The 22,084-nt window shown below is 46.0% G+C and carries 23 protein-coding genes and 3 tRNA genes; 22 read left to right on the top strand and 4 right to left on the bottom strand.

Annotated elements, in window-relative coordinates; translation table 11 throughout:
- Positions 1–5 precede the first annotated feature (5 nt).
- Complete coding sequence (gene rnhA / locus HCJ96_RS01595) at positions 6–497, bottom strand: ribonuclease HI (RefSeq protein ID WP_425483726.1); 492 nt, start codon at positions 495–497, stop codon at positions 6–8.
- 62 nt (positions 498–559) lie between these two features.
- Between rnhA and dnaQ the strand changes: the two genes are divergently transcribed.
- The 7 genes from dnaQ (at position 560) to HCJ96_RS01560 (ending at position 5,267) form a co-directional block, all read left to right on the top strand.
- Positions 560–1,270 (top strand): DNA polymerase III subunit epsilon, encoded by a 711-nt coding sequence (gene dnaQ, locus HCJ96_RS01590; RefSeq protein WP_169209269.1) that lies wholly within the window; start codon positions 560–562, stop codon positions 1,268–1,270.
- Between the two features lie 26 nt (positions 1,271–1,296).
- On the top strand, positions 1,297–2,790 hold the full coding sequence (locus HCJ96_RS01585; protein WP_169209268.1) for a TIGR03503 family protein: 1,494 nt from the start codon (positions 1,297–1,299) through the stop codon (positions 2,788–2,790).
- A gap of 166 nt (positions 2,791–2,956) precedes the next feature.
- Positions 2,957–3,033 (top strand) — tRNA-Asp (locus HCJ96_RS01580).
- 42 nt (positions 3,034–3,075) lie between these two features.
- Positions 3,076–3,152 (top strand) — tRNA-Asp (locus tag HCJ96_RS01575).
- A gap of 22 nt (positions 3,153–3,174) precedes the next feature.
- A tRNA-Asp gene (locus HCJ96_RS01570) sits at positions 3,175–3,251 on the top strand.
- Positions 3,252–3,345: 94 nt separating this feature from the next.
- On the top strand, positions 3,346–4,038 hold the full coding sequence (gene lolD / locus HCJ96_RS01565; RefSeq protein ID WP_169209267.1) for a lipoprotein-releasing ABC transporter ATP-binding protein LolD: 693 nt from the start codon (positions 3,346–3,348) through the stop codon (positions 4,036–4,038).
- Complete coding sequence (locus tag HCJ96_RS01560) at positions 4,035–5,267, top strand: lipoprotein-releasing ABC transporter permease subunit (RefSeq protein ID WP_169209266.1); 1,233 nt, start codon at positions 4,035–4,037, stop codon at positions 5,265–5,267. Before lolD ends, HCJ96_RS01560 begins: the two co-directional genes overlap by 4 nt.
- Before the next feature lie 55 nt (positions 5,268–5,322).
- On the opposite strand, the gene HCJ96_RS01555 is transcribed toward HCJ96_RS01560, so the two are convergent.
- On the bottom strand, positions 5,323–6,669 hold the full coding sequence (locus tag HCJ96_RS01555; protein WP_169209265.1) for a dicarboxylate/amino acid:cation symporter: 1,347 nt from the start codon (positions 6,667–6,669) through the stop codon (positions 5,323–5,325).
- 111 nt (positions 6,670–6,780) lie between these two features.
- On the opposite strand from HCJ96_RS01555, the gene HCJ96_RS01550 reads away from it, so the two are divergent.
- The gene (locus HCJ96_RS01550; protein WP_169209264.1) at positions 6,781–9,012 is read left to right on the top strand and encodes an Ig-like domain-containing protein; all 2,232 of its coding nucleotides are present in this window, start codon (positions 6,781–6,783) and stop codon (positions 9,010–9,012) included.
- Positions 9,013–9,079: 67 nt separating this feature from the next.
- Here HCJ96_RS01550 and astB read toward each other — a convergent pair whose 3' ends face one another.
- Positions 9,080–10,420, bottom strand: coding sequence for an N-succinylarginine dihydrolase (astB, locus tag HCJ96_RS01545; RefSeq protein ID WP_169209263.1), 1,341 nt, complete (start codon positions 10,418–10,420; stop codon positions 9,080–9,082).
- A 368-nt stretch (positions 10,421–10,788) separates the two neighbouring features.
- Here astB and topA point away from each other — a divergent pair, with 368 nt between their 5' ends.
- From topA to HCJ96_RS01510, 7 genes are all read left to right on the top strand, one after another.
- Complete coding sequence (topA, locus tag HCJ96_RS01540; RefSeq protein ID WP_169209262.1) at positions 10,789–13,422, top strand: type I DNA topoisomerase; 2,634 nt, start codon at positions 10,789–10,791, stop codon at positions 13,420–13,422.
- Between the two features lie 11 nt (positions 13,423–13,433).
- A complete protein-coding gene (locus HCJ96_RS01535) occupies positions 13,434–13,985 on the top strand; it encodes a DUF2058 domain-containing protein (RefSeq protein ID WP_169209463.1) in 552 nt (183 codons plus the stop codon).
- 377 nt (positions 13,986–14,362) lie between these two features.
- Positions 14,363–14,671 carry a hypothetical protein gene (locus tag HCJ96_RS01530; RefSeq protein WP_169209261.1) on the top strand — a complete coding sequence of 103 codons (309 nt, stop codon included), beginning with the start codon at positions 14,363–14,365 and terminating at the stop codon, positions 14,669–14,671.
- A 130-nt stretch (positions 14,672–14,801) separates the two neighbouring features.
- Positions 14,802–15,203: a hypothetical protein gene (locus HCJ96_RS01525; RefSeq protein ID WP_169209260.1), complete on the top strand. Its 402-nt coding sequence runs from the start codon at positions 14,802–14,804 to the stop codon at positions 15,201–15,203.
- Positions 15,204–15,659: 456 nt separating this feature from the next.
- Positions 15,660–16,175, top strand: coding sequence for a hypothetical protein (locus HCJ96_RS01520; protein WP_169209259.1), 516 nt, complete (start codon positions 15,660–15,662; stop codon positions 16,173–16,175).
- Positions 16,176–16,283: 108 nt separating this feature from the next.
- Positions 16,284–16,724: a hypothetical protein gene (locus HCJ96_RS01515; protein WP_169209258.1), complete on the top strand. Its 441-nt coding sequence runs from the start codon at positions 16,284–16,286 to the stop codon at positions 16,722–16,724.
- A 118-nt stretch (positions 16,725–16,842) separates the two neighbouring features.
- On the top strand, positions 16,843–17,238 hold the full coding sequence (locus HCJ96_RS01510; RefSeq protein WP_169209257.1) for a DUF7674 family protein: 396 nt from the start codon (positions 16,843–16,845) through the stop codon (positions 17,236–17,238).
- A 141-nt stretch (positions 17,239–17,379) separates the two neighbouring features.
- On the opposite strand, the gene HCJ96_RS01505 is transcribed toward HCJ96_RS01510, so the two are convergent.
- Positions 17,380–17,565, bottom strand: a complete 186-nt coding sequence (locus HCJ96_RS01505) for a hypothetical protein (protein WP_169209256.1) — start codon at positions 17,563–17,565, stop codon at positions 17,380–17,382.
- Positions 17,566–17,711: 146 nt separating this feature from the next.
- On the opposite strand from HCJ96_RS01505, the gene HCJ96_RS01500 reads away from it, so the two are divergent.
- From HCJ96_RS01500 to HCJ96_RS01470, 7 genes are all read left to right on the top strand, one after another.
- Positions 17,712–18,047 carry a hypothetical protein gene (locus tag HCJ96_RS01500; RefSeq protein WP_169209255.1) on the top strand — a complete coding sequence of 112 codons (336 nt, stop codon included), beginning with the start codon at positions 17,712–17,714 and terminating at the stop codon, positions 18,045–18,047.
- A 125-nt stretch (positions 18,048–18,172) separates the two neighbouring features.
- Positions 18,173–18,679, top strand: a complete 507-nt coding sequence (locus tag HCJ96_RS01495) for an SMI1/KNR4 family protein (RefSeq protein WP_169209254.1) — start codon at positions 18,173–18,175, stop codon at positions 18,677–18,679.
- 124 nt (positions 18,680–18,803) lie between these two features.
- Positions 18,804–19,175, top strand: a complete 372-nt coding sequence (locus HCJ96_RS01490) for a hypothetical protein (RefSeq protein ID WP_169209253.1) — start codon at positions 18,804–18,806, stop codon at positions 19,173–19,175.
- A gap of 115 nt (positions 19,176–19,290) precedes the next feature.
- A complete protein-coding gene (locus HCJ96_RS01485) occupies positions 19,291–19,641 on the top strand; it encodes a hypothetical protein (protein WP_169209252.1) in 351 nt (116 codons plus the stop codon).
- Positions 19,642–20,958: 1,317 nt separating this feature from the next.
- Positions 20,959–21,396, top strand: coding sequence for a hypothetical protein (locus HCJ96_RS01480; RefSeq protein ID WP_169209251.1), 438 nt, complete (start codon positions 20,959–20,961; stop codon positions 21,394–21,396).
- Between the two features lie 129 nt (positions 21,397–21,525).
- Complete coding sequence (locus tag HCJ96_RS01475) at positions 21,526–21,738, top strand: hypothetical protein (protein ID WP_169209250.1); 213 nt, start codon at positions 21,526–21,528, stop codon at positions 21,736–21,738.
- 105 nt (positions 21,739–21,843) lie between these two features.
- Entirely contained in the window at positions 21,844–22,041 is a 198-nt protein-coding gene (locus HCJ96_RS01470; protein WP_169209249.1) for a hypothetical protein, read from the top strand.
- Positions 22,042–22,084: the final 43 nt, after the last annotated feature.

Below are 22,084 nucleotides of genomic sequence, written 5' to 3'. Positions count from 1 at the left end.
GGGGTTTACTCACCAAATCCGGCGTCAACCTGTGTTGGATTAGCTGAGGCAGCTTCTCTGGCTAATTCGTCACAGCGTTCGTTTTCCGGATGGCCTGAATGGCCCTTAACCCATTTCCAGTCAATCTCGTGGCGATTGACCGCTTCGTCAAGTTGTTGCCACAGGTCGGCATTTTTAACCGGTTTACGGTCTTTGGTTTTCCAGCCGTTCTTACGCCAGTTATGGATCCACTGATTAATCCCATTTTTCACATACTGGCTATCGGTGGTAAGCGTAACCTCACAGGCCTCACTCAGGCTATCAAGGGCCTTTATCGCGGCCAGCAGCTCCATACGATTATTGGTAGTGTGGGCAAAGCCGTCGGCCAACTCTTTGCGATGTTTCTTATAAATTAATACCGCACCGTAACCACCCGGCCCCGGATTTCCCAAACACGAACCATCGGTGTAGATTCTGACTGACTTTTTTGACACGTAAGACCCTTTTTTGTAACTCATCATAGCTTCAATGCAGCAGCCTGATATACTATCAGAAAAAAGTAAGCCAAGAGCAGAATTACATGCGTCAGATTGTATTGGATACCGAAACCACAGGTATTGAGCCCAAAGAAGGCCACAGAATTATCGAGATAGGGTGTGTGGAAGTTGTCAACCGCAAGCTCACCGGTAACCATTTTCATGTCTACATTAACCCACAGCGCGAGATCGAACAGGAAGCGATTGATGTTCACGGTATTACCAATGAATTTCTAATCGATAAGCCTAAATTTGCCGAGGTTGCTGAGGACTTTCTGGCTTTCATCAAAGGCGCGCAGCTGGTCATTCATAATGCCCCGTTTGACGTGGGTTTTATGGATCATGAATTTGCCATGGGCCCAACGTCTACCCGTGTGGTCACCAGGGAGGTCTGTGATGTATTAGACACCCTGGTGCTGGCGCGGCAGATGCACCCCGGACAGAAAAATAATCTGGACGCGCTGTGTAAGCGTTATGGTATCGATAACAGCCACCGTGAATTGCACGGCGCGTTGCTGGATGCGGAGATCCTGGCAGACGTTTACCTGATGATGACGGGCGGCCAGACTAATCTTAATCTGGCTGGTAAGCAGGGAGACGGCAGTGGTTCACAGTCAGAACAGATCCGTAGAGTTCAGCGCAACGCAAATAAATTAAAGGTTATCCAGGCTACAGCCGATGAGTTAGAACAACACGAAGCGCGTCTGGACATTGTGCAAAATAGTGGTGGTCAATGTCTGTGGCGGAATAACTAACACCCCTTGTCACTGAAAGCCTTTATATGAAGCAATTGCTAGCAGGAACCGTTCACCTCAGTAGCCGTGTAAAAAAGGTAACCCTGGCCTGCCTTGGGCATTTATCTGTGTGGCTGGTGCTAATTATCGCCAGCACATCGTCAGTGCAGGCGCAGAACCAGACGCCAACACCCGCTCGAACAGCACAGGCTGACCCCCAGCCATCGCCCATTTCTACCTTAGGTGATGAGTTTCAGAATTCCATTGAGCTGTTACGAAACCGCTTCCGGGTTGATCATCACGTTGAAGAAATAACTATGGTATTTTTCCGTGAGTATGGGTCTGCGCCGGTGGTATTGGTAAAGCCTGATGGATCGAAAATATTTCAGAGTCAGGCTGAAGAGCAGAATGTTGAATGGTATGACACTGCCACCTACGACATGATCAAATTGAAAAATCCAGTTCCCGGCCCCTGGCAGGCGGTCGGCCAGGTGTTACCCGACAGTAGGGTGATGATTTTATCGGACGTGAAGCTGCACGCAGAACCGTTGCCTAACCTTCTGTTTTCAGGTGAAATTTTAAAGCTGACAGCACGTCTGACCAACGGCGATAAACCCATTCAATACAAAGAATTCAGGGATGCTGTGGATCTTACCATTGAGCTGGTCAGCACCAACAATCCCAATTACGATAATTTTGGTGCTGATGATCAGCTTATTGCCACCTTTCAGGATAACGGCATGGGCATGGATGAAGCCCCATTAGACGGCGTGTTCACTGGCCAGTTTAATCTGATCATTCCGGCAGGAGAGTGGCAGCCTGTATTCAAAGTTGTTACTCCTATGTACAGTCGTGAGCAAATTGACCCGTTAATCATTTTGCATCGCAATCCGGTTAAGCTGGAGGTGGACTTTGACGATGGTCAGCGTGGTTACCACAATTTATTAGTGGATGTTGAACGGGATTTAGTCGATATAAATTCACTGCTGGTTGATGGTAAAGTCCGTTTCCCCAATGGTGATATTCAAAACTTCTCCTTAACTGAAACCCATGGCGATAGCCGACGATATAAGATTGTTGCGTTTGAAGATGGCCTGTTTCGCGTCAAAGTGACGGTTTACGGCACTACCATAGATGGCCGTGACTTTATCCTTGATGTACCTGAGTACAATTTTGAAGTAGAACCCCCCATCGTGGAGCAACCGCTGGTAGGGCCTAACGGAAAGCCTGTTGCACAAACCAGCCAGTCCCCTGATCAGGTCATGCAACCTGCTGCACCCGCTGAGCAAGCGCCACCGCCAGAAGAAGATAATGTGTTGTTAACGGTACTGCTGGTTAACGGGATGATATTGCTGATAGGCGGTGGGGCACTGGCATTTATCGTGTGGCAGCGTCGGCGTCCGGCTTCTTCTGATACTGAAAGTAAAGGTATTTTCGCCAGGTTTAATCTGGGCGAGAAATTGGCTGACACCAAGCAAAAGGTTGCAGCAATGGTGAAGAAAAAGCCTAAAGCCGAAGAGAACAAAAAAAGCCCGGACTGAGCAATCCATGCACAGTGTGGCGAATATTCAGGCAAACAAACGCGGACAGTAAAGTTTCTGCAAAAAAACCATTGACTCTATGGGGGTGAAACTTTATTATCTGCGCCGCAGTGAGGGCAGGGGATTTTAGCAATTCCTATAACTTACTGAAATTATTAAAATAACTGGAGCGGTAGTTCAGTTGGTTAGAATACCGGCCTGTCACGCCGGGGGTCGCGGGTTCGAGTCCCGTCCGCTCCGCCACTATTTTAATAATGCGACAATAAGTTGAAACTAAAGGTCTTCGGAGCGGTAGTTCAGTTGGTTAGAATACCGGCCTGTCACGCCGGGGGTCGCGGGTTCGAGTCCCGTCCGCTCCGCCATTAGTTCAGCTTACATCCTGTTGGAGCGGTAGTTCAGTTGGTTAGAATACCGGCCTGTCACGCCGGGGGTCGCGGGTTCGAGTCCCGTCCGCTCCGCCATCATTTAAAAATCCTGTTAAAATGTTGGCCTTGGCTGGTTATCGCGATAACATGCCCACCATTCTGTTTATTCAAATTCAAAAAAGTACACTACATGGAAGACCTGCTCGTTTGTCAGGACATCAGTAAAACCTATCACGATGGTGAAAACGATACTGCTGTCTTAAGTCATGTCTCCTTTTCGGTTGCAACCGGTGAACACATCGCTATTTTAGGCAGTTCCGGTTCAGGCAAAAGTACCTTATTACATATCATGGGCGGACTGGATACACCTTCAGATGGCCGTGTGCTGTTTGACGGCAGCCCGCTAGATTCGCTCAAACCCAAAGCCCTTAATCAGGTGCGCAACCAGCAAATGGGGTTTATCTATCAGTTTCATCACTTGCTGGGCGAATTCTCCGCCTTGGAAAATGTCGCAATGCCACTTTTAATTGGCGGGAGTTCGCACACTAACGCTAATGCTGAAGCCAAAAAAATGCTCGAACTGGTTGGGCTGGCGCATCGTCTGCAGCACAAACCCGCAGCGTTGTCCGGAGGTGAAAGACAGCGGGTAGCCATTGCACGGGCACTGGTGAACCAGCCTAAATTGGTGATGGCCGATGAACCCACCGGTAATCTGGATCATAAAACCGGCTTAAGCGTGTATGCCTTGCTAAAGGATATCAGCAGAACGCTAAACACTACCTTCATTGTGGTCACCCACGATCGTGAATTAGCCAATAAAATGGACCGCGTACTGACGCTGAAAGATGGTCATCTGCAGCCACTGGATAAAGTGGCATCATGAAGCTGGCACTATTTTTTGCCTCGCGTTTTCGCAACGCCAAACAGGCCAATAAATATATTTCATTTATTTCCCTTTCTTCCTCTGTGGGAGTGGGCCTGGGCTGCTTTGTGCTGATTGTCTTGTTAAGCATCATGAACGGGTTTGAACGAGAGCTTACCCAGCGCATCTTAACCTTCATTCCCCATGGCGAGCTGTTTGCCTTTGATGACAAAGGCATCGAGAACTGGCAGGGGCAACAGCAGCAATTAGAGAAAGACCCGCGGATCCAGTCGGTATCTCCGTATACAAAAATAACCGGGATGGTGCAGTTTAAAGGCAAACTGAAAGCTGCAGAAATCACTGGTATTGAGATCGCTCAACAGCCTGAAAACTGGTTAACCCAGGTCACTGACGCCACCTGGCAGCGGTTTCAGCAGAATCCCTACAGCGTGCTGCTGGGTAAGGGCATTATGGCCAAGCTGGACATCCAGGTAGGTGATCGTATTCAGTTTCTGGTACCCACCAGAACCGCCGATTTATCATTTAAAGCGCCACAGACTGTGTCACTGGAAGTGGCGGGCAGTATCACTATTGGCGGCGAGCTGGATAACCTGGTGGGGTTAATGCACCTTAGTAGCGCGTCTGCCGAAATGGGAATAGCCTCAGGGGCACAGGGGTTGCGGTTCATGCTGCATGACCCTTTCTCAGCGAACGCGGTGATGCGTGAGATCGGCTACTCGTTTCCACAAGCCATCTACATGTCCGACTGGACGCGCACCCAGGGTCACTTGTACGAAGATATCCAACTGGTCAGGGTGGTAGTATACATTGCGCTGACGCTGGTTATCGCGGTGGCGTGTTTTAATATTGTCTCTACATTGGTAATGGCAGTACGCGAGAAACGCAGTGCTATAGCGATTCTTAAAACCATGGGTGCATCAGATCGATTAATTAAACAGATTTTTATTGCTCAGGGGCTACTCAATGGCCTGATGGGCATTTTTCTGGGAACGATTGCGGGGCTTCTGGTGGCACCTAATTTATCGCTGATAGTTGGATTTATCGAAAATTTACTGGGCGTGAAGGTGTTATCAGGTGATGTCTACTTTATTAACTTTTTGCCCTCTGAACTGCACCTTGCCGACGTGGTGATGACCGTGGTGGTTGCCACGTTGCTATGTGTACTGGCAACGCTATATCCGGCCAGCAAAGCCGCTAAGGTTGCACCAGCCGCGGCGTTAAACGGTTAACGTGCGTTATCAGCTCACCCGCATTACCGGGTGAGCACACGTTTAATACTGGTGGTTAACTGTTTTTATCGAAGTGCTTTAAATCCACTTCTTCTTCTTCAATCCCAGCATCAGGGTTGTTGTAAACACCTTCATCCAGTTCACCTTCGCTTTTGCCAACAATACAGGCGACCGTACAGTCACCGGTAATATTAACTGCCGTGCGAGTCATATCCAGTAAACGGTCGACGCCGATAATTAACGCAATGCCTTCAACCGGCAGGTTCACCTGTTGCAGCACCATGGCGAGCATGATCAAACCTACGCCCGGTACACCCGCAGTGCCAATAGACGCCAACGTGGCTGTAAGCACTACCATGATGTAATCGTTGATCGACAAATCCACTGCGTACACCTGAGCAATAAATACCGTAGCCACGCCCTGCATAATGGCGGTACCGTCCATATTGATAGTGGCGCCCAGCGGCAAGCTGAAAGAGGTGACGGATTTACCCACACCCAGCTTATTACGTGCGGTCTCCATGGTCACCGGCAGGGTGGCGCTGCTTGAAGATGTACTAAATGCAAACAGCGCGGCTTCCCGCATTTTCTTGAACAGCGACAATGGATTCAAGCCGGTAAACACTTTCAGTAAAATTGGATAGGTGACAAACGCATGCAAGGCCAGCACACCAAGCACCAGCACAAAGTATTTAGCCAGACTACCGATGGTTTCCAAACCGATAGTGGCAAACAGTTTCGCCATCAACACAAACACACCATACGGTGCCAGGTTCATGATGATAGTGACCAGGCGCATGATCACGGTGTTGATGTCTTCAAAGAATGCACCCAGACGTTTGCCCGCTTCACCTACCATCGCCATCGCAATACCGAATAACACCGCAAAAACAATGATTTGCAGCATATTACCTTTGGCCATGGAGTTGATCGGATTAGACGGGAACATGTCCACAATAACCTGCGAGAACGAAGGTGCCTGTTTGGCGGTAAACTCCGCATCCGTTGACAGATTCAGTCCCTCACCCGGTGAGACCAGCAAACCCAGACTGATCGCCAGTGTCACCGCGATCGCCGTTGTGAGAATATACAAGGCCACAGATTTTGCCCCCAGCCGACCCAGCTTACTGGGCTCGGTCAAACTGCTGGTGCCGCAAATCAGGGAGACAAACACTAAAGGTACCACCAGCATTTTTAAACTGGCGATAAAGATTTGGCCTAAAGTTGAAAATATACCTTCTACCAGAATGTTATACGTGGATATCTCGAATGAGAATACCGAAAAGCGTAAATCTCCGCTATCATCGAAAAGCGCCTGGAGTATGGCGCCGATAATGATTCCGGCGACCATGCCGATAAAGATTCTGGTAGTTAAACTATATTTGTGTGATGACTGAGACATGTAGGTTCCCTGAGCATTCTGATTTTAGTTATTTGCTGATATACAGATTCTATTGAGTTTTAAACACGAATACGACCCTAAAGTGAACAAAAGAGGTCCAGGAAGACAATTATGAAAGCATTTGCCAAGTCTCTAGCATTTTTCAGCATGCTGCTTTTCCTTTACGCTTGTGGTGGAGGTGGAGAAATCACACGTGATGGGGATGGAGGAACGCCACCGCCACCCGATGCAACAGGTGAGACCAATGTGACAGTCACTTTAGTGGATGCAAACGGGGAAACCAGCAGCGAGCTTAACGCCAATAACCCGTTAACCGTGCAGGCGACCGTTACCGACACTGACGGTGACGCCGTTGCCGGTGAACTGATCACCTTTACCTTATCATCAGACACCCTTGCCAGCTTTACTAATGATGCCGGCACCGCCCTGACCAACAGTGACGGTGTCGCCACCATCGGGCTGCAAGTAGGTGCAGGCTCGGGCAGCGGTACCGTCACCGCCACGCTGGACTCAGGCGAATCGGGTAGGGCAGGCTTTACCTCCAGTGGCACCGATGTGGCACAAACCAGTGTGGCCTCATTAGACTTTTTTGCCAGCCAGTCTCAGCTCTCTTCCGCAGGCGCTGAAACCATAGAGCTATGGGCGGTGGTGAAAAATGAGCAAAATGTCTTGTTACCAAACATCAAAGTAAACTTTGCCGCAAATGCCAATGCATCCATTCAGGATGTACAATCAACCACCGATGAAAGTGGCATCGCCCGGGTTAATTTAAGCACCGGTGGCGATTCTGAGAACCGCATTATTACGGCCACTGCTTCGATCGCCAGCCAACCTGAACTGACGCAAAATATTGAGATTTCTGTAGTCGGCACCTCAATAAATATTAATGGCTCTGAGTCTGTCATTGTCGGTGACGATGCCAGTTTGACTATCAGCCTGGTGGATTCAGACGGCAAGGGGGTTCGCGGAGAAGCGGTATCTATTGTTGCCACCGACTCGGCGGGCAACGATGTTACCGCCGACACGTTAACCCCAGCCACTGTCACGACCGATAACGACGGTCGCGCCAATGTCATTTTCAGTTCCACGAACTCTGACGACTTTACCGTGACGGCCTCGGCGTTAGGGGCGAGTGAATCGTTTCTGGTGACCGTGCAACAAGATGAGTTTCGCTTTGTTAACCCACCTGATGTTAATGATGTGAAGGATGATATTCCGTTAAATGAAAGTGAAATATTAACGCTGGTATGGAAAAAGGAAGGCGTGGCTTACGCAGGCGGCGACGTCTCATTAACCATATCACGCGGAACGATAACACCATCGGGCACTACCAATGCCAGTGGTAATCTGGCGGTCTCCGTTCAATCGAGCAATGCGGGCGAAGCCACCATCGTTGCTACCGGTACCGATGATAATGGCGAACAGGTGTCAACACGCTTAACTATCGCCTTTATCGCAGAAGTTGCGGACAATATTATTGTGGATGCAACCCCTGACGCGATTGGTCCTGATGGTCAAACCAGCACTATTTCGGCGGTAGTGCGCGATGCCACCGGTAACCGAGTACGCAATAAGCTGGTTAATTTCACCCTGGATGATGTGTCAAACGGCTCGTTAACCGATGCACAAGCGCGCACCGATAAGCGCGGTATTGCCACTACGGTGTATCAGTCAAACGCCATAACATCGACCGAGAGTGTGGTGATTACAGCAACCGTCGATGACAATACGTCAGTGACAGGTTCAACGACATTAACAGTAGGTGACAGAGCCTTCGATATTACTTTGGGAACCGGCAGTTTAATTCAGGTTCCGAACGACTCTTCATACCTTAAAGAGTTTTCGGTGTTCGTTGTGGACAGTGACGGTAACCCGGTGGCTGATACGCAAATTACGTTATCCGCGTTGCCGTTAAGAGCATCCGAAGGGAATACCTACTCAAAAGGCTTTTGGGTGTACAATGACGTGGCCGGGAGGTGGGAGCAACAGGTGAATGCAAGCTGCCCCAACGAAGATGTAAACTACAACGGCATACTAGACTTAAGTCCGGTAAACGAAGATACCAATGGCGACAATATGCTGACCCCTGGCATCGTGACTTCGGTAACTGATACGGTTACCACTGATGAAAATGGCCAGGCTATTGTCTCACTTCGCTACGCCAAGCAGTTTGGTGGCTGGGCAACGGTCAGGATTACTGCCAGAAGCGAATCAGGTGGCTCTGAAGCCAGCGAAAGCATGAATTATGGTTTGTCTGTTGCGTCAACTGACCTGGCTGACGAAACCTCAGCGCCGCCGAACAGCCCTTATGGCTTGAGTGCTGACTGTTCGACGACAGACTAAAATAACACGTAAACAAACAAAAAATGCCGCGATAAATCGCGGCATTTTTTTTAAGCTTTACAACCGCTTAGTCTTTCTGAAAAGGATACACCGAGCCGAGTTTCATCAGCTGGGTCAGCTCATCTAACGCAGCACGTGATTCCATCAGCAGTTGCGGATCACGTAAGTCGTTCTCTGTGAGTGCGTCACGATAGTGCTTGTCCACCCAGGTATTTAAACGCTTGAACTGATCATCATTCATTAACGTGTAAGGGTTAACAGCATCCAGTTCCTGCTCTGTCAGTGCCACACGTAAACGTAGACATGCGGGGCCGCCGCCATTGCGCATACTTTGTTTTACATCAAAGTATTTCACTTCTTTTATCGGTGTGCCCAGGGTAACCAGCTCCTGCAAATACTTGTGAACGGCTGGGTTTTCCTCACACTCGGTGGGCGCAATGATGGCCATGGTGTTATCGGGCAGGGTGATAATCTGAGTGTTGAATAAATAAGTCTTCACCGCGTCTTCTACCGAGACAGCACTGGTTTTTACTTCAATAAAGTGCAGTGGGTGCTCACCAAATTTGTGGCGAATTTCATCCAGTGAAGCCTGCGTATGTAAAAAGGCCTGTTCATGATAGAACAGCACATTCTGGTTACCTACCGCAATCACATCATTGTGGAAGACACCCTGATCGATTACATCCGGATTTTGCTGCATGTACACTACCGATTCGTCACTCAAGCCATGCAGGCGCGCAATGGCCTGGCAGGCTTCTAACGTTTGTCTGGCCGGATAACGCGTAGGTGCTGGTTTGGATGCATCAAATGCATGTCGACCATACACAAACAGTTCAAGGCCTGCGTGGCCATAGTCTGTGCATAAACGGGTGTGGTTGGCCGCACCTTCATCACCAAAATGATCGTTGTCAGGCAGATGCGTGTGATGCGCAAAATACTTTTCGTTGGCAAAGGTGGCCTTTAAAATATTGCCGGTCACTCTGGGCTCAAGTGAACGGTGGAATTTATTGGTCAGGTTTGCGGGGGTAAAGTGCACGCGGCCATCAGCGGTATCAGCACTGGGCGAGACGGTTGCGGCATTGGCTGTCCACATGCTGGAAGCCGAACAGCAGGCTAAAAACACCTGTTTGGCATTCTTAGCGGCGTTCTCCAGTACCGTAGCATCGGAGCCGGTAAAGCCCAAACGACGCAACATGGCGATGTCAGGACGTTCCTGAGGGGCCAGAATACCTTGTTGCATGCCCATATCCGCCAGCGCTTTCATTTTTGCCAGCCCTTGCTTGGCTGCTTCCTTAGGATTACTCACCGCATTTGCATTATTGAGCGAGGCAACATTTCCAAATGACAAACCCGCATAATTGTGGGTAGGCCCAACCAGACCGTCAAAGTTAACTTCGTATTGCTTCATAAATCCCTCCGCATAATTTTAGCTTGTGATGGCCGGCAAACTGGAAAAGCGCTTCATTCATTTACTTTTGTCATTATTAACTATAATGGACAAGCACTAACCTGCAATCTCAGCGATCAAATCGACATTGATGGGCGGCATTATACGGGTTTTGCTGCCCTTGCCAATCATGCTGGTTAAATAGTGAGCAGGAATTGGCGTGTAATACAGCAAACAGGAGAATAAGTATGAAGAAGATCTTGTTTTCCATTCACTTTGTAGATATATGTTAAAAAAGCAAGGGTACCCCTCGGGTGCATAATAATGATGAAACAGAATCGAGTAAGCATCATATACTCTATATAAATCAATAGGCTAAGTTCATCTATATGGCAAAATCACTGGTCATTGTCGAGTCCCCCGCGAAAGCGAAAACGATAAATAAATATCTCGGCAAAAATTTTATTGTGAAATCTTCTGTCGGCCACGTCCGCGACTTACCTACCAAAGCACTGGGTAAAGTTGAAGCGAAAAAAAGCGCCAAAGAATTAAAGCAATTGAGCGATGCTGATAAGCAGGAATATCTTCAGCATTACGAATACAAGAAGCTTGTCGATCGCATGGGTGTTGACCCGCAGGCAAACTGGAAAGCGCACTACCAGGTGCTGCAGGGCAAAGAAAAGGTTGTCAATGAGCTGAAGAAACTGGCCAAAGACGTTGACACCGTTTATCTCGCCACCGATTTGGACCGCGAAGGAGAAGCCATTGCCTGGCACCTGCGTGAATTATTGGGTGCCAAAGATAAATCATTCCAGCGCGTGGTGTTTAACGAAATCACCAAAAACGCAATTCAGGATGCCTTTTCACAGCCTGGTGAGTTAAATATTGACCGCGTCAACGCCCAGCAAGCCCGTCGTTTTCTGGACAGGGTGGTGGGCTTTATGGTGTCGCCGCTGTTGTGGAAAAAGATCGCCAGAGGCTTATCTGCCGGCCGTGTACAATCGGTTGCAGTGCGCCTGGTAGTTGAGCGCGAGCGCGAAATTAAAGCCTTTGTACCAGAAGAATTCTGGGATATTCACGCCGATCTGACGGCACAAAAACAGGCGCTGCGGATGCTGGTTAACCGTTATCAGGACAAACCGTTCAAGCCAGGCAACAAAGCGCAAGCCGACGAAGCTTTAAAGCGCTTACAGACGGCCAGCTATGTGGTGGAATCGAAAGAGTCGAAACCCACGCAAAGCAAACCCTCAGCCCCATTTATTACCTCCACCTTACAGCAGGCAGCCAGCACGCGCCTGGGGTTTGGGGTGAAGAAAACCATGATGATGGCGCAGCGTTTGTACGAAGCGGGTCACATCACATACATGCGTACTGACTCAACCAACTTAAGTAAAGAAGCGCTAGACAGTTGTCGTGACTATATCGGTGATAATTTTGGCAACAACTACATGCCCGAGTCTCCTAACCGTTATGGCAGCAAAGAAGGCGCGCAGGAAGCTCACGAGGCCATCAGGCCGTCCAACGTCAATATGCTGTCAAGTGCATTAAGTGACATGGAAAGAGACGCTCAGCGTCTGTACGAGCTGATTTGGCGGCAGTTCGTTGCCTGTCAGATGACGCCAGCTAAATATGACTCCACAACCATTAAGGTCAAAGCGGGTGACTATGAACTGACCGCCAAAGGCCGCGTATTACGCTTTGATGGTTGGACCAAAGTACAGCCGCAAATTCGTAAAAAAGGGGATGAAGAGCTTACCCTGCCTGATGTTAAACAAGGCGAAACGCTGACGCTTAACCAGTTGGATCCGCAGCAGCATTTCACCAAACCGGTGGCACGCTTCAATGAAGCCTCGCTGGTAAAAGAGCTGGAAAAGCGCGGTATTGGCCGTCCGTCAACGTACGCGAGCATCATCTCCACCATTCAGGATCGCGGCTATGTTCGGTTGGAAAATAAACGCTTTTACGCCGAGAAAATGGGCGAAATCGTTAACGACCGCTTACAGGATAACTTTGAAGACCTGATGAGTTATGACTTCACCGCTAATATGGAACAGCGGCTGGATGACATTGCGGAAGGGAAAAAAGACTGGAAACAGGTACTGGATGAGTTTTATCAGGATTTTTACAGCAAATTACTGACCGCTGAAAAGGACCTCGAGGATGGCGGCATGCGTCCCAATCAGGCGATCCCGGCAGGTATTACCTGCAGTAAATGCGGACGGGAAATGAACGTGCGTACGGCCAGCACCGGTGTCTTCTTAGGCTGTTCAGGATATAACTTACCGCCTAAAGAACGGTGTACTAATACCATGAACCTCACCCCGGGTGATGAAGTGGTGAAGGTTGCTGACGAAGAAGAGCTGGAGACCGAAGCATTACGGGCAAAACGTCGTTGTCAGGTATGTGGTACGGCCATGGACAGCTATCTAGTGGATGAAACCAGAAAACTGCACGTGTGCGGTAATGCACCGACGTGTTCAGGCACTTATGTGGAGTCGGGCACCTTTAAAATCAAAGGCTATGATGGCCCGCTGATAGAGTGTGACAAGTGCGGCAGTGACATGGAGCTGAAAAACGGCCGCTTTGGTAAATACTTCGGCTGTACCAACGAAGAATGTAAAAATACTCGCAAGTTGTTGCGCAATGGCGAGCCTGCGCCACCAAAAGAAGATCCGGTGGATTTACCCGAATTAGAATGTGAAAAATCAGATGCACACTTTGTCCTGCGTGACGGTGCATCGGGTATTTTCCTGGCCGCACATAACTTCCCCAAATCAAGGGAAACGCGTGCGCCTAAAGTGGCGGAGCTGGCACGCTTCCGCGACCGTATTTCGGAAAAATTCTATTATCTGGCAGATGCCCCGCAGCAGGATCCGGATGGCAATCCAACCATTGTTCGCTACAGTCGCAAGACCAAGCAACAGTATGTCATGTCAGAAAATGACAATGGCAAAGCCACCGGCTGGTCAGCATGGTACAAAGACAACAAATGGGATGTCAAAGACTCCCGGAAGAAGTCATAGCTGAGGTAACCATGGCATCATTACAGGAGCAATTGCTTAAAGCTGGCCTTGCGGATAAATCCAAGGCCAAGCAGGTGCGCAACGAAAAGCGCAAAAAGCAGAAACAGAAAAACAAGCAGAAAGTGGTGGAAGTCGATGAAGCCACGTTAGCCGCCCAGCAAGCTGCTGAAGAGAAGAAAGCCAAAGACCGTGCGTTGAATGAAGCGCAGCAGCAAGAGCGTGAAAAGCGTTCTATTGTGGCACAGGTCAAACAGCTTATCTCCATCAATATTCAGCAGCGGGGGCCGGCACAAACGGTGTTAAACTTTACCCACGACAATGTCATTAAGCGCATGCATGTCAGTGAAGAAATTCACAAACAGGTGACCAAAGGTAAACTGGTTGTGGTGAAGCACGAAGAGGGTTATGAGCTTATTCCCACTCCGGTGGCGGATAAAATTGCCCAGCGCGACGAAGCCAGCATCGTTTATCGTGCAGACACCCAGGCCAGCACTGATGAATCGGCAAGTGAAGAAGATGATTGGTATGCTGACTATCAAATTCCAGACGATTTAAGCTGGTAAGCATCGTCGCTGCAGAAATCGTTCTATTATCCTTATCGAAGTGACCCAAAAGCACACCTTAATGTGCTGGAGGGAGCTTCGATATCACGTTAAGCAAAACGCTTATTCTACTTTTTTGTAATAACCGCCAGCCACATTTCTTACGCTTGTTATTGCAAAAAATTCTATTAAATCTTAAATATTCAGCGCCTTTAACTCGACCATATTAGTATTTTTCTATATTGGTATGTTTAAACACGACAATGTAAATGGACCCGATTTTTCGCTATAAAAATCTGAAAGCTATGGCATACTGAAATAATTAAACGAATAAATTACCCCGTTTTTGGGGTATTTAGACACCATGAAAATGGAGTCTAATAATATGTTAGGCGAACATGGAAATATCTGTAATCGAACAAATTCTACCTGTTTACCACCGGACTCAAAAGTGTCGGCATGACCTACTTTGCAAAGAGTTAGCCAGAAGTGAGGAACTACGGTGCTTTTGGGAAGATGAAATTTCCGAAGCCATCAATTATATCGAAGGTTTAATAGGCAAATCGGTTCCGTTGGCGCGTGATGTGCTGTATGGAGTGCTTTCCGAAGTAGAAGCCAAGCAAAAGGTAGCGGATCTGTCGTTATCAAAATCCGATAATTTCGTATCTATTATTTTTGAAAATGCGAGCTACTATGCGAGACGTTAATCGCCTAACAAACGCATAAACACTCGCTTCGCTCGCGGGGGACAAATACACGTAGGCTCCCCTCGCTTTGCTCGGTATTTTAGCCTACGTATATTTGCCCGTTATGCGGGAAGTTATATGGCACTTTAACATGCAAGATTTTAGAGAACTTGAATACAAACTGTTAAATCAGCATCACCAAGAATATTGTGCTTTCACTAGATTGCTGTTAACGATAACTGTTGCGTGCATTACCATTATGGCAGCAACATCAACCACCAAAAACTGGTATTTTACAATCTCATTTTCACTATTATTCTCTTCTCTACTTTTCGGAATACTAGTGCAGCATCGCATAATGATGACGCCTATTTACCATTTGGAAGATGCGCAAAATAAAATGAATGCCGCTTTAAAGAATAGTAGTAGTGGAGCAATCGAGATCCGCAGAAAGCCAACTAAGTTAGAGCAGTGGTTTTATAGGTCTCAAATGGTATGTTTTGTGATGGCCTTTTTTATGTTGGCGCTGTACTTCGTAGACAAAGCCATATAACAAAAAAATTAAAACGCGCGCGGGGCGTGCTGGGACAAAAACACAGCGCCGCTTCGCGATTATAGCGCTGCGTTTTTGCCCTTTATTTAAAAGTTATACACCAACCCTATTCTCATCAAAAACAAGCTCTTAGCTCAGTTCTCTTCTCGAACGGCTTTAAAGCTTTTATCAGTAAAGGTAGCAATTTTTAAATCCGAGCACCGCTGGTAGCTTTTCTCATTTCTTATATATGTTGTTATCAATTTCAGCGCTGAAAATTCAGGTTCAAGGTTGTCTTGACTGGTGCTTTTTCACAATATTCTTTTACTTCAAAGCAAGTTGGGGTAGGTTGGTGAATAACAATAACTTAAACACGCCCGCCTAGGGGCGGGCTGGGACATAAACACAGCGCCGCTTCGCGATTGTAGCGCTGTGTTTATGCCCGTTAAGTAAAAGTTATATTCCTTGGAGGTTTATTTGACTTGGTTTGTTGAGATATTTTCAGATAAATCGGACCTAGCTAGGTTAGTTTCAATTTTAATATCCGCGATCGTAGCGATTCTTGTTGTTCTTCTTAATCAATGGATATTATCAAGACGTGCTAGAAAAGAGTTACTTATTGGGAAAGTCGAAGAATTGTTTTCCGCGTCAAATGAATATATAGCAGCTTGTAGAGATTTGCTTGATACCTTGCAAAGGAATGGCCTAAAAAATTTAGACAAATCCTATGAATACTCAACTGAGACCGTGTATAAACTGAATGGCTCAATATCAACAATGCAAATGATTTGTGGTCTCTATTTCCGTTCAGAAGACTTTTCACCTGATGATTATCACATCTCTCGAATGCCTATTTTGGAGATAGCACATAGGCGCAAATCACTTCCTGCTGGAGAAGCTTTTGTTGCGTACCAAGAGTCAAAAAATCATATAGAAAACAGCAAAACACAGTTGGATAATCTTTGTAAGAGACTGATGAAAAAATATGGATGAACGGAACATAACAATGCGCTTAAATGGGACAAAAACATGGGGTCGCTTCGCGATTATAGCCCCATGTTTTTGCCCTTTAGCTTAAAGTTAGCAGCCTTGGAGCATTAGATGCCTAATCAACATCACGAATCAATCTATATCCACGGCGCTGTTGTTACAGATTTGATTCAGTTTCTGGATAAAAGCGTTCCATATGTTTGGCTTTTAGGCCATATGCCTAATCCAGCAGTTCTATGGTGGGACACATCCGTTCCTATTAATAAAGATTCTTCGTTTTCTGGAAAGGTTAGGAACGTCATTTACGACCTACAAATGAGCACATCAGAATTTATTAAAGTCAGCCCAAATTTAAATGATTATGGATTGGTTTTAATTCAATCAAATAAACCCATGCCCGATACGCTTGAACTGGATAGAGTTCCAGAGAACCAGCAGGACTCAGTGTTAATAAAAAACGGCGCCACACTAAAAATTTTTTTGCCACATGCAATAGAAACTGCGATGGTAACTTCATATCGTGTCGGTTATTTAAACTACAATGGCAGCTAACAAAAAAATCATGTCGCCCGCAGGCGGGCTGGGGCACAAACAGGCAGGCGGCTTCGCCATTGTAGCCTGCCAGTTTGTGCCCCATATTTAGGCGTTATATGCCACTTAGGTTTGAGAGATGATCTCTAAAGAAACTATGATGTTACCGATCCTCCAAGTCGCCGATGGCTTTAAGCCTATTTGGAAAGAGTTCCTTGATGATTGGTCAGATGAAAATGAGTTACCTGTGTATTTAGCTTTATCAGATTTAGCTAGGTATGTATCAACGTTAGTTGAAAACTCAGATGAAGAAGAACTTAGAGATATATTTTCAGTAGTGGAAAGGTGGCACTTAGAAGGCGATGAGTTTGTTAAAGAAGCTGCTACTGTAGGGCTATTAGAGGACTTGCAAAATACAGCTGTTGTAGGTGATGGCATGCCGCAAAAAATCGAGCCATTTTTGTTGCCTCAAACTAGATTGTGGTGGCATAAGGTTTCGCTCTTTTGGAGCGAAGGCAGGGTAATAAGTGAGTAAGGCATATAACAAGCAAATTATGGCGTGTGCGCGAGCGCACACTGGGACAAAAACACAGCGCCGCTGCGCGATTGTAGCGCTGTGTTTTTGCCCCATATTTGGAAGTTATGCGCCAACCCTTTTTCAGTAAATTTATTAGCTTCAGCAGCAGGCTTTTCTCAAATCCTTTCGGCGCTTCTCAGCAAAAAGCAGCGGCATCTTCAGGGTCAAACAAGGTTTGCGCACCATACCTTCGCTCAGCATCGCTACGCTTTCAAAGTTAACTGGTAACAGTACGGCTAAAACGCCCTTCTCTGCCGGCACTCTTTTCTCAAGTTGCTGAACCATGCTGGCAATCTGCTAGCGGTTTGCGTATAACAATCAAATCAAGCCGTGCGCCAGGGCGCACTGGGACAATAACATGCAGGCTCTACTCACTTCGTTCGCAGTATAGCCTGCCCGTTATTGCCCCTTATTTGGAAGTTAGGTGCTCGATGAAATTTTTGATCGTGGTTGGGCTGATATTATTCCTGAGTTCGTGTGCGACTCAACTAAAAAATGATTTCGCAGGAGTTGGTTATGCCTGCTTTGAAGAGCCATCTGATGCGATTTCAAGGAGTGGAGTTACATCACTTTGTATATTTCAGTTAAATCGCTCAAGCCCTTTTTACGATGAGCAAAAAAGAAATAAAATTGTTGATGACTTTATTAAATCGAATGACCAAGGCTGCGGCATTGAAAAGCAATGGGAATTAGTCAGCACCGGTTTGAAAATAAATCACGAGACTTCAATAATTGCGTACAGGGTATTTTGCAATGAACGCACCTAACAAAAAAATTAAAACGTGCGCGGGGCGCACTGGGACAAAAACACTGTGCCGCTGTAAGCTTAGCACAGCGTTTTTGCCCTTTATTTAGAAGTTAGGCACCTATCTAAATCGAAGGAGTTAATAAGTTGAATAGAAGATTTCCGGACGCATTGAAAAAAATGCATGAGATTGAAATAGACTATTATCATCATGATATCGATTTTGAGCCTTACGAGGAATTTAATTCAAAAGATGATACAGCTCATTGGATCAAAGCCTGGACAGGCAACGAATCACTCGATGGGCGTGAATTTTTGATCTTTGGGCAGGACGGGTCTGGTGGATACGTAGCATTTTGGCTAACCAAAGAAACTGATGATTTACTGGAACAACCAATAGTATTTTTTGGCTCTGAAGGCGAGTTAGGAGTTGTTTCGGAAAACTTTGGAGATTATGTATGGTTGTTTGCGCATGGTATCGGACCATATGATGCCGTAGCCTTTCCCTCTTTAGAAAGCAAAACTATTGATAAGCTTTCGAAATTTGCTAAAGAGTTGTTCCCATCTCACGAAGATACCCCAAAACAGATAATACAAAAAGCAAGAGCGCGGTATCCAGGTTTTGAGAAAATGATTCAAGAATTGTGTAGGTAGTGCCTAACAATGCGCTTAAAACGCAACCCGCGGGACGGGTTGCTGGGACAAAAACACAATGCCGCTTCGCTATTATGGCATTGTGTTTTTGCCCTTTAGCTTAACGTTAGCTGCCAAAGGGAACATGCAAAAATATCGTCCAAACCACATTCCTAAATCCACACGCATTTTCAATTTGGTGTGGTGCTGTTTTTTACTCGGAGTAGCACTTTATGGTTGGTCATCTGGCAGCTTATATTTTCCTGGTCGCGCCAGCAGTAACGGGGTAACTTTTGTAGGTTTACCTCTGCTATTTTTCATCATAGCTCTTGTCATTGCATCCGCAAATGCAGTTTTAACAATCATCGATCACTATGATCAACGCGATAATGAATTTGCCTATAAAAAACTATCTAAAGCGCTAAATGTTCTTTGTATAATTGCTATTTTGGGCGCTTTCGGTTATCAATTTGTTTTAAATCAAAAGCCTGCGGTTATTTTAAGTGATGGCAGCTAACAACAAAATTAAAACGCGCGCGGGGCGCGCTGGGACAAAAACACTGTGCCGCTGTAAGCCTAGCACAGCGTTTTTGCCCTTTATTTAAAAGTTATGCATCGATGGAGAAACATGCATGATCAATAGGGCTGCAATAATGCTCAAATACAAGAAACCTGCCATTGATTGGATTAACTCTGCCGATCCCGTTCCGAATTCACCAAAAGTTATTTTGGAGGAAGTGAATGAGGAAAGAACAGTTTTCCTCATCCGAGACGAAGATGCAGATACACCTGATATTGTAAATCAGTGGGTAAAACTCAATTACAAATCACTTTTTGAGAATGAGCTTTTTAGTTGGTATGTAGACGAGAGCCTGTGGCCTAAAAAACGAACACTAAATATGTTCAAACAATGGTTCGATGTAGAATGTCATACCGTAATTATTGATTTAGTTGGGCAACCAATAGTGAGCACCGATGCATAACAAAACGCTTAAAACGCAACCCGCTGGCGGGTTGCTGGGACAAAAACACAATGCCGCTTCGCTATTGTGGCATTGTGTTTTTGCCCTTTAGTTTAAAGTTATACACCAACCCTATTATCATCAAAAACAATCCCTTAGCTCAGTTCTCTTCTCAAACGGCTTTAAAGCTTTAATCAGCAATGGTAGCAATTTTTAAATCCGAGCACCGCTGGCTGCTCATCTCGTTTCCTGGCATGTTGTTATCGTTTTCAGCGCCAATAATTCGGTTTAAAGGTTGTCTCTGCTGGTGCCTTTTTCACAATGTTCTTTTACTTCAAAGCAAGTTGGAGTAGGTTGGTGAATAACAATAACTTAAACACGCCCGCCTGGGGGCGGGCTGGGACATAAACACAGCGCCGCTTCGCGATTGTAGCGCTGTGTTTATGCCCGTTAAGTAAAAGTTATACATACTGGTAAATTCAAAGGAATGAGTACAATTCTTCAAGTCTATATCCAAAGTATTAATTCGTTGCTCCAGCGCTTTGACAGTGACTCCCTCTTCACTGCAAAACTAGTCGCCAGTTTGACACTTCTTCTAAATGTCCAAGTCATACTCTATGCATTTGACTTGTATCTAGTATTTCAATCATCGGAATTCGTTAAATACCTGTTCTTCATTTTGGCAATAGCAGTCATATTCGTAGGAGTTCATCTGGTAACAAAAGGTGAGTCACAAGCAACTAAGCGTGCAAACTATCTTGTAAAAGAGAGGCCGTACATTGTTGTAATCTGTTGGGGCTGGTTTGCTTGTAGCGTGTTTCTATTCCCTCTTTTATAGTATGGTTGTGAACGTATGTATAACAAACAAATAATGGCGTGTGCGCAGGCGCACACTGGGACAAAAACACAATGCCGCTTCGCGATTGTAGCGCTGTGTTTATGCCCGTTAAGTAAAAGTTATGCCAAGTTGATTTAACTAAACGATGCAAATTTTCACACTTTTTCTAGGGTTCTTGTTTCTCATCATATTTATAGGTAATTTGCTCAATATAGTTGTTTGTCTTTTCAAGGGGATTAAAGCCCCAAAAAAACAATGTATTGGTTCGCCGCATCGACTCTATCTCTCACATTATTGTACTCTTTTAGCTCGCATCAAGGTTACTTTGTGGACAAGCACACTTATCAGCAAAAAAATGGAAATGACAAGTAAATTGGCATATAACAACAACTTTAAAACGCGCGCGGGGCGCGCTGGGACAGTAACACAGCGGCGGCTTCGCCATTATCGCCGCTGTGTTACTGCCCTTTAAGTCAAAGTTATATGCTCAAGGAAAGTTCGTGATTAAAATTTTTGTTATTCTACTGACACTAATTCCATTATTCGTTCAGGCGAATACCGAGTTTTGTGAGGATCACACACCTAGAACCACTGCAACTCATGGTGGTGAAAAATACGGTTTAATTATTCCCGGAAGCAAAATTAAAAAGGCAGGGGCGTGGTCGCCTAAAAAAATGATTCCACCTCCACTACCTACATTCGATGCTTATACATTGGTAAAGGATTGGGCTGTAACCAGTTTACCGAAATTTGATGGTATCGAAATCAGAAGTATTGAGCTGGTCAAATATCATTGTTTTGGCGGTTTTCTCGAAGCTGAGTATTGGTATTATGTTATTGAGTACGATCCACTTCTAGACGGCAATAAAATGTTCGGTTCCAAGAATTTTGTAGCTGTTTTAATGTCTGGTGACGTGATCGGTGTTAAGAGCATATAACAATGGCTTTAAACGCTCCCGTTGGTCGCTGCGGACACAAACCGCGGGGCGGCTGCGCCATTATTGCCCCACGGTCTGTGCCGTTTAAGCAATAGTTATATGCCAACGGTTTTTTGAGGATCGCAGTTCATGGATGAAATATTAAATTTTGTGCTAAATCACGTAATTGCTCTTGGTGTTATCGCAATTTCGTCAATGCTTATTGGCAGACTGATAGTCGGCAAAACATTAGTAATTTTTGGTAGCAGTAAGACTACGGTTGATGTCGTCAGTAGCCTTAGTGTTTTGGCTATTACATTCACTGTATCAATGCTTTATTTTAAGTTAACTCTTTGGGGCTAATTTTGTTGGCATATAACAATAACTTAAACACGCGCGCAGGGGCGCGCTGGGACATAAACACAGCACTCAAGCTATTGCCGGTATAAACTAAAAGAGTTAGATGGCATGAAGATATTAGGCGCATACGGTGTGAGCCGATTTACTAACTGGCGCTTTCATGAGATAACGGAAACCGGTCAGATTCGTTTCGAATGGTTTATGGAAGAGATGTATACTGTTGGTGAGGCAGAGTCTGACAATGAAGTGATTAAACACAATAAAGCAGGATTTGATCGAATCAAAAAATTTGGGATCAGGGATTAGTGGTATTACCATTTTGACCATTATACTTTGACAGTTAGGAGGT

Source organism: Alteromonas ponticola (genome assembly GCF_012911815.1).
Classification (GTDB): domain Bacteria; phylum Pseudomonadota; class Gammaproteobacteria; order Enterobacterales; family Alteromonadaceae; genus Alteromonas; species Alteromonas ponticola.
The sequence above is the reverse complement of the archived record's forward strand: the minus strand, read 5'-3'. Positions and strand labels throughout refer to the sequence as shown.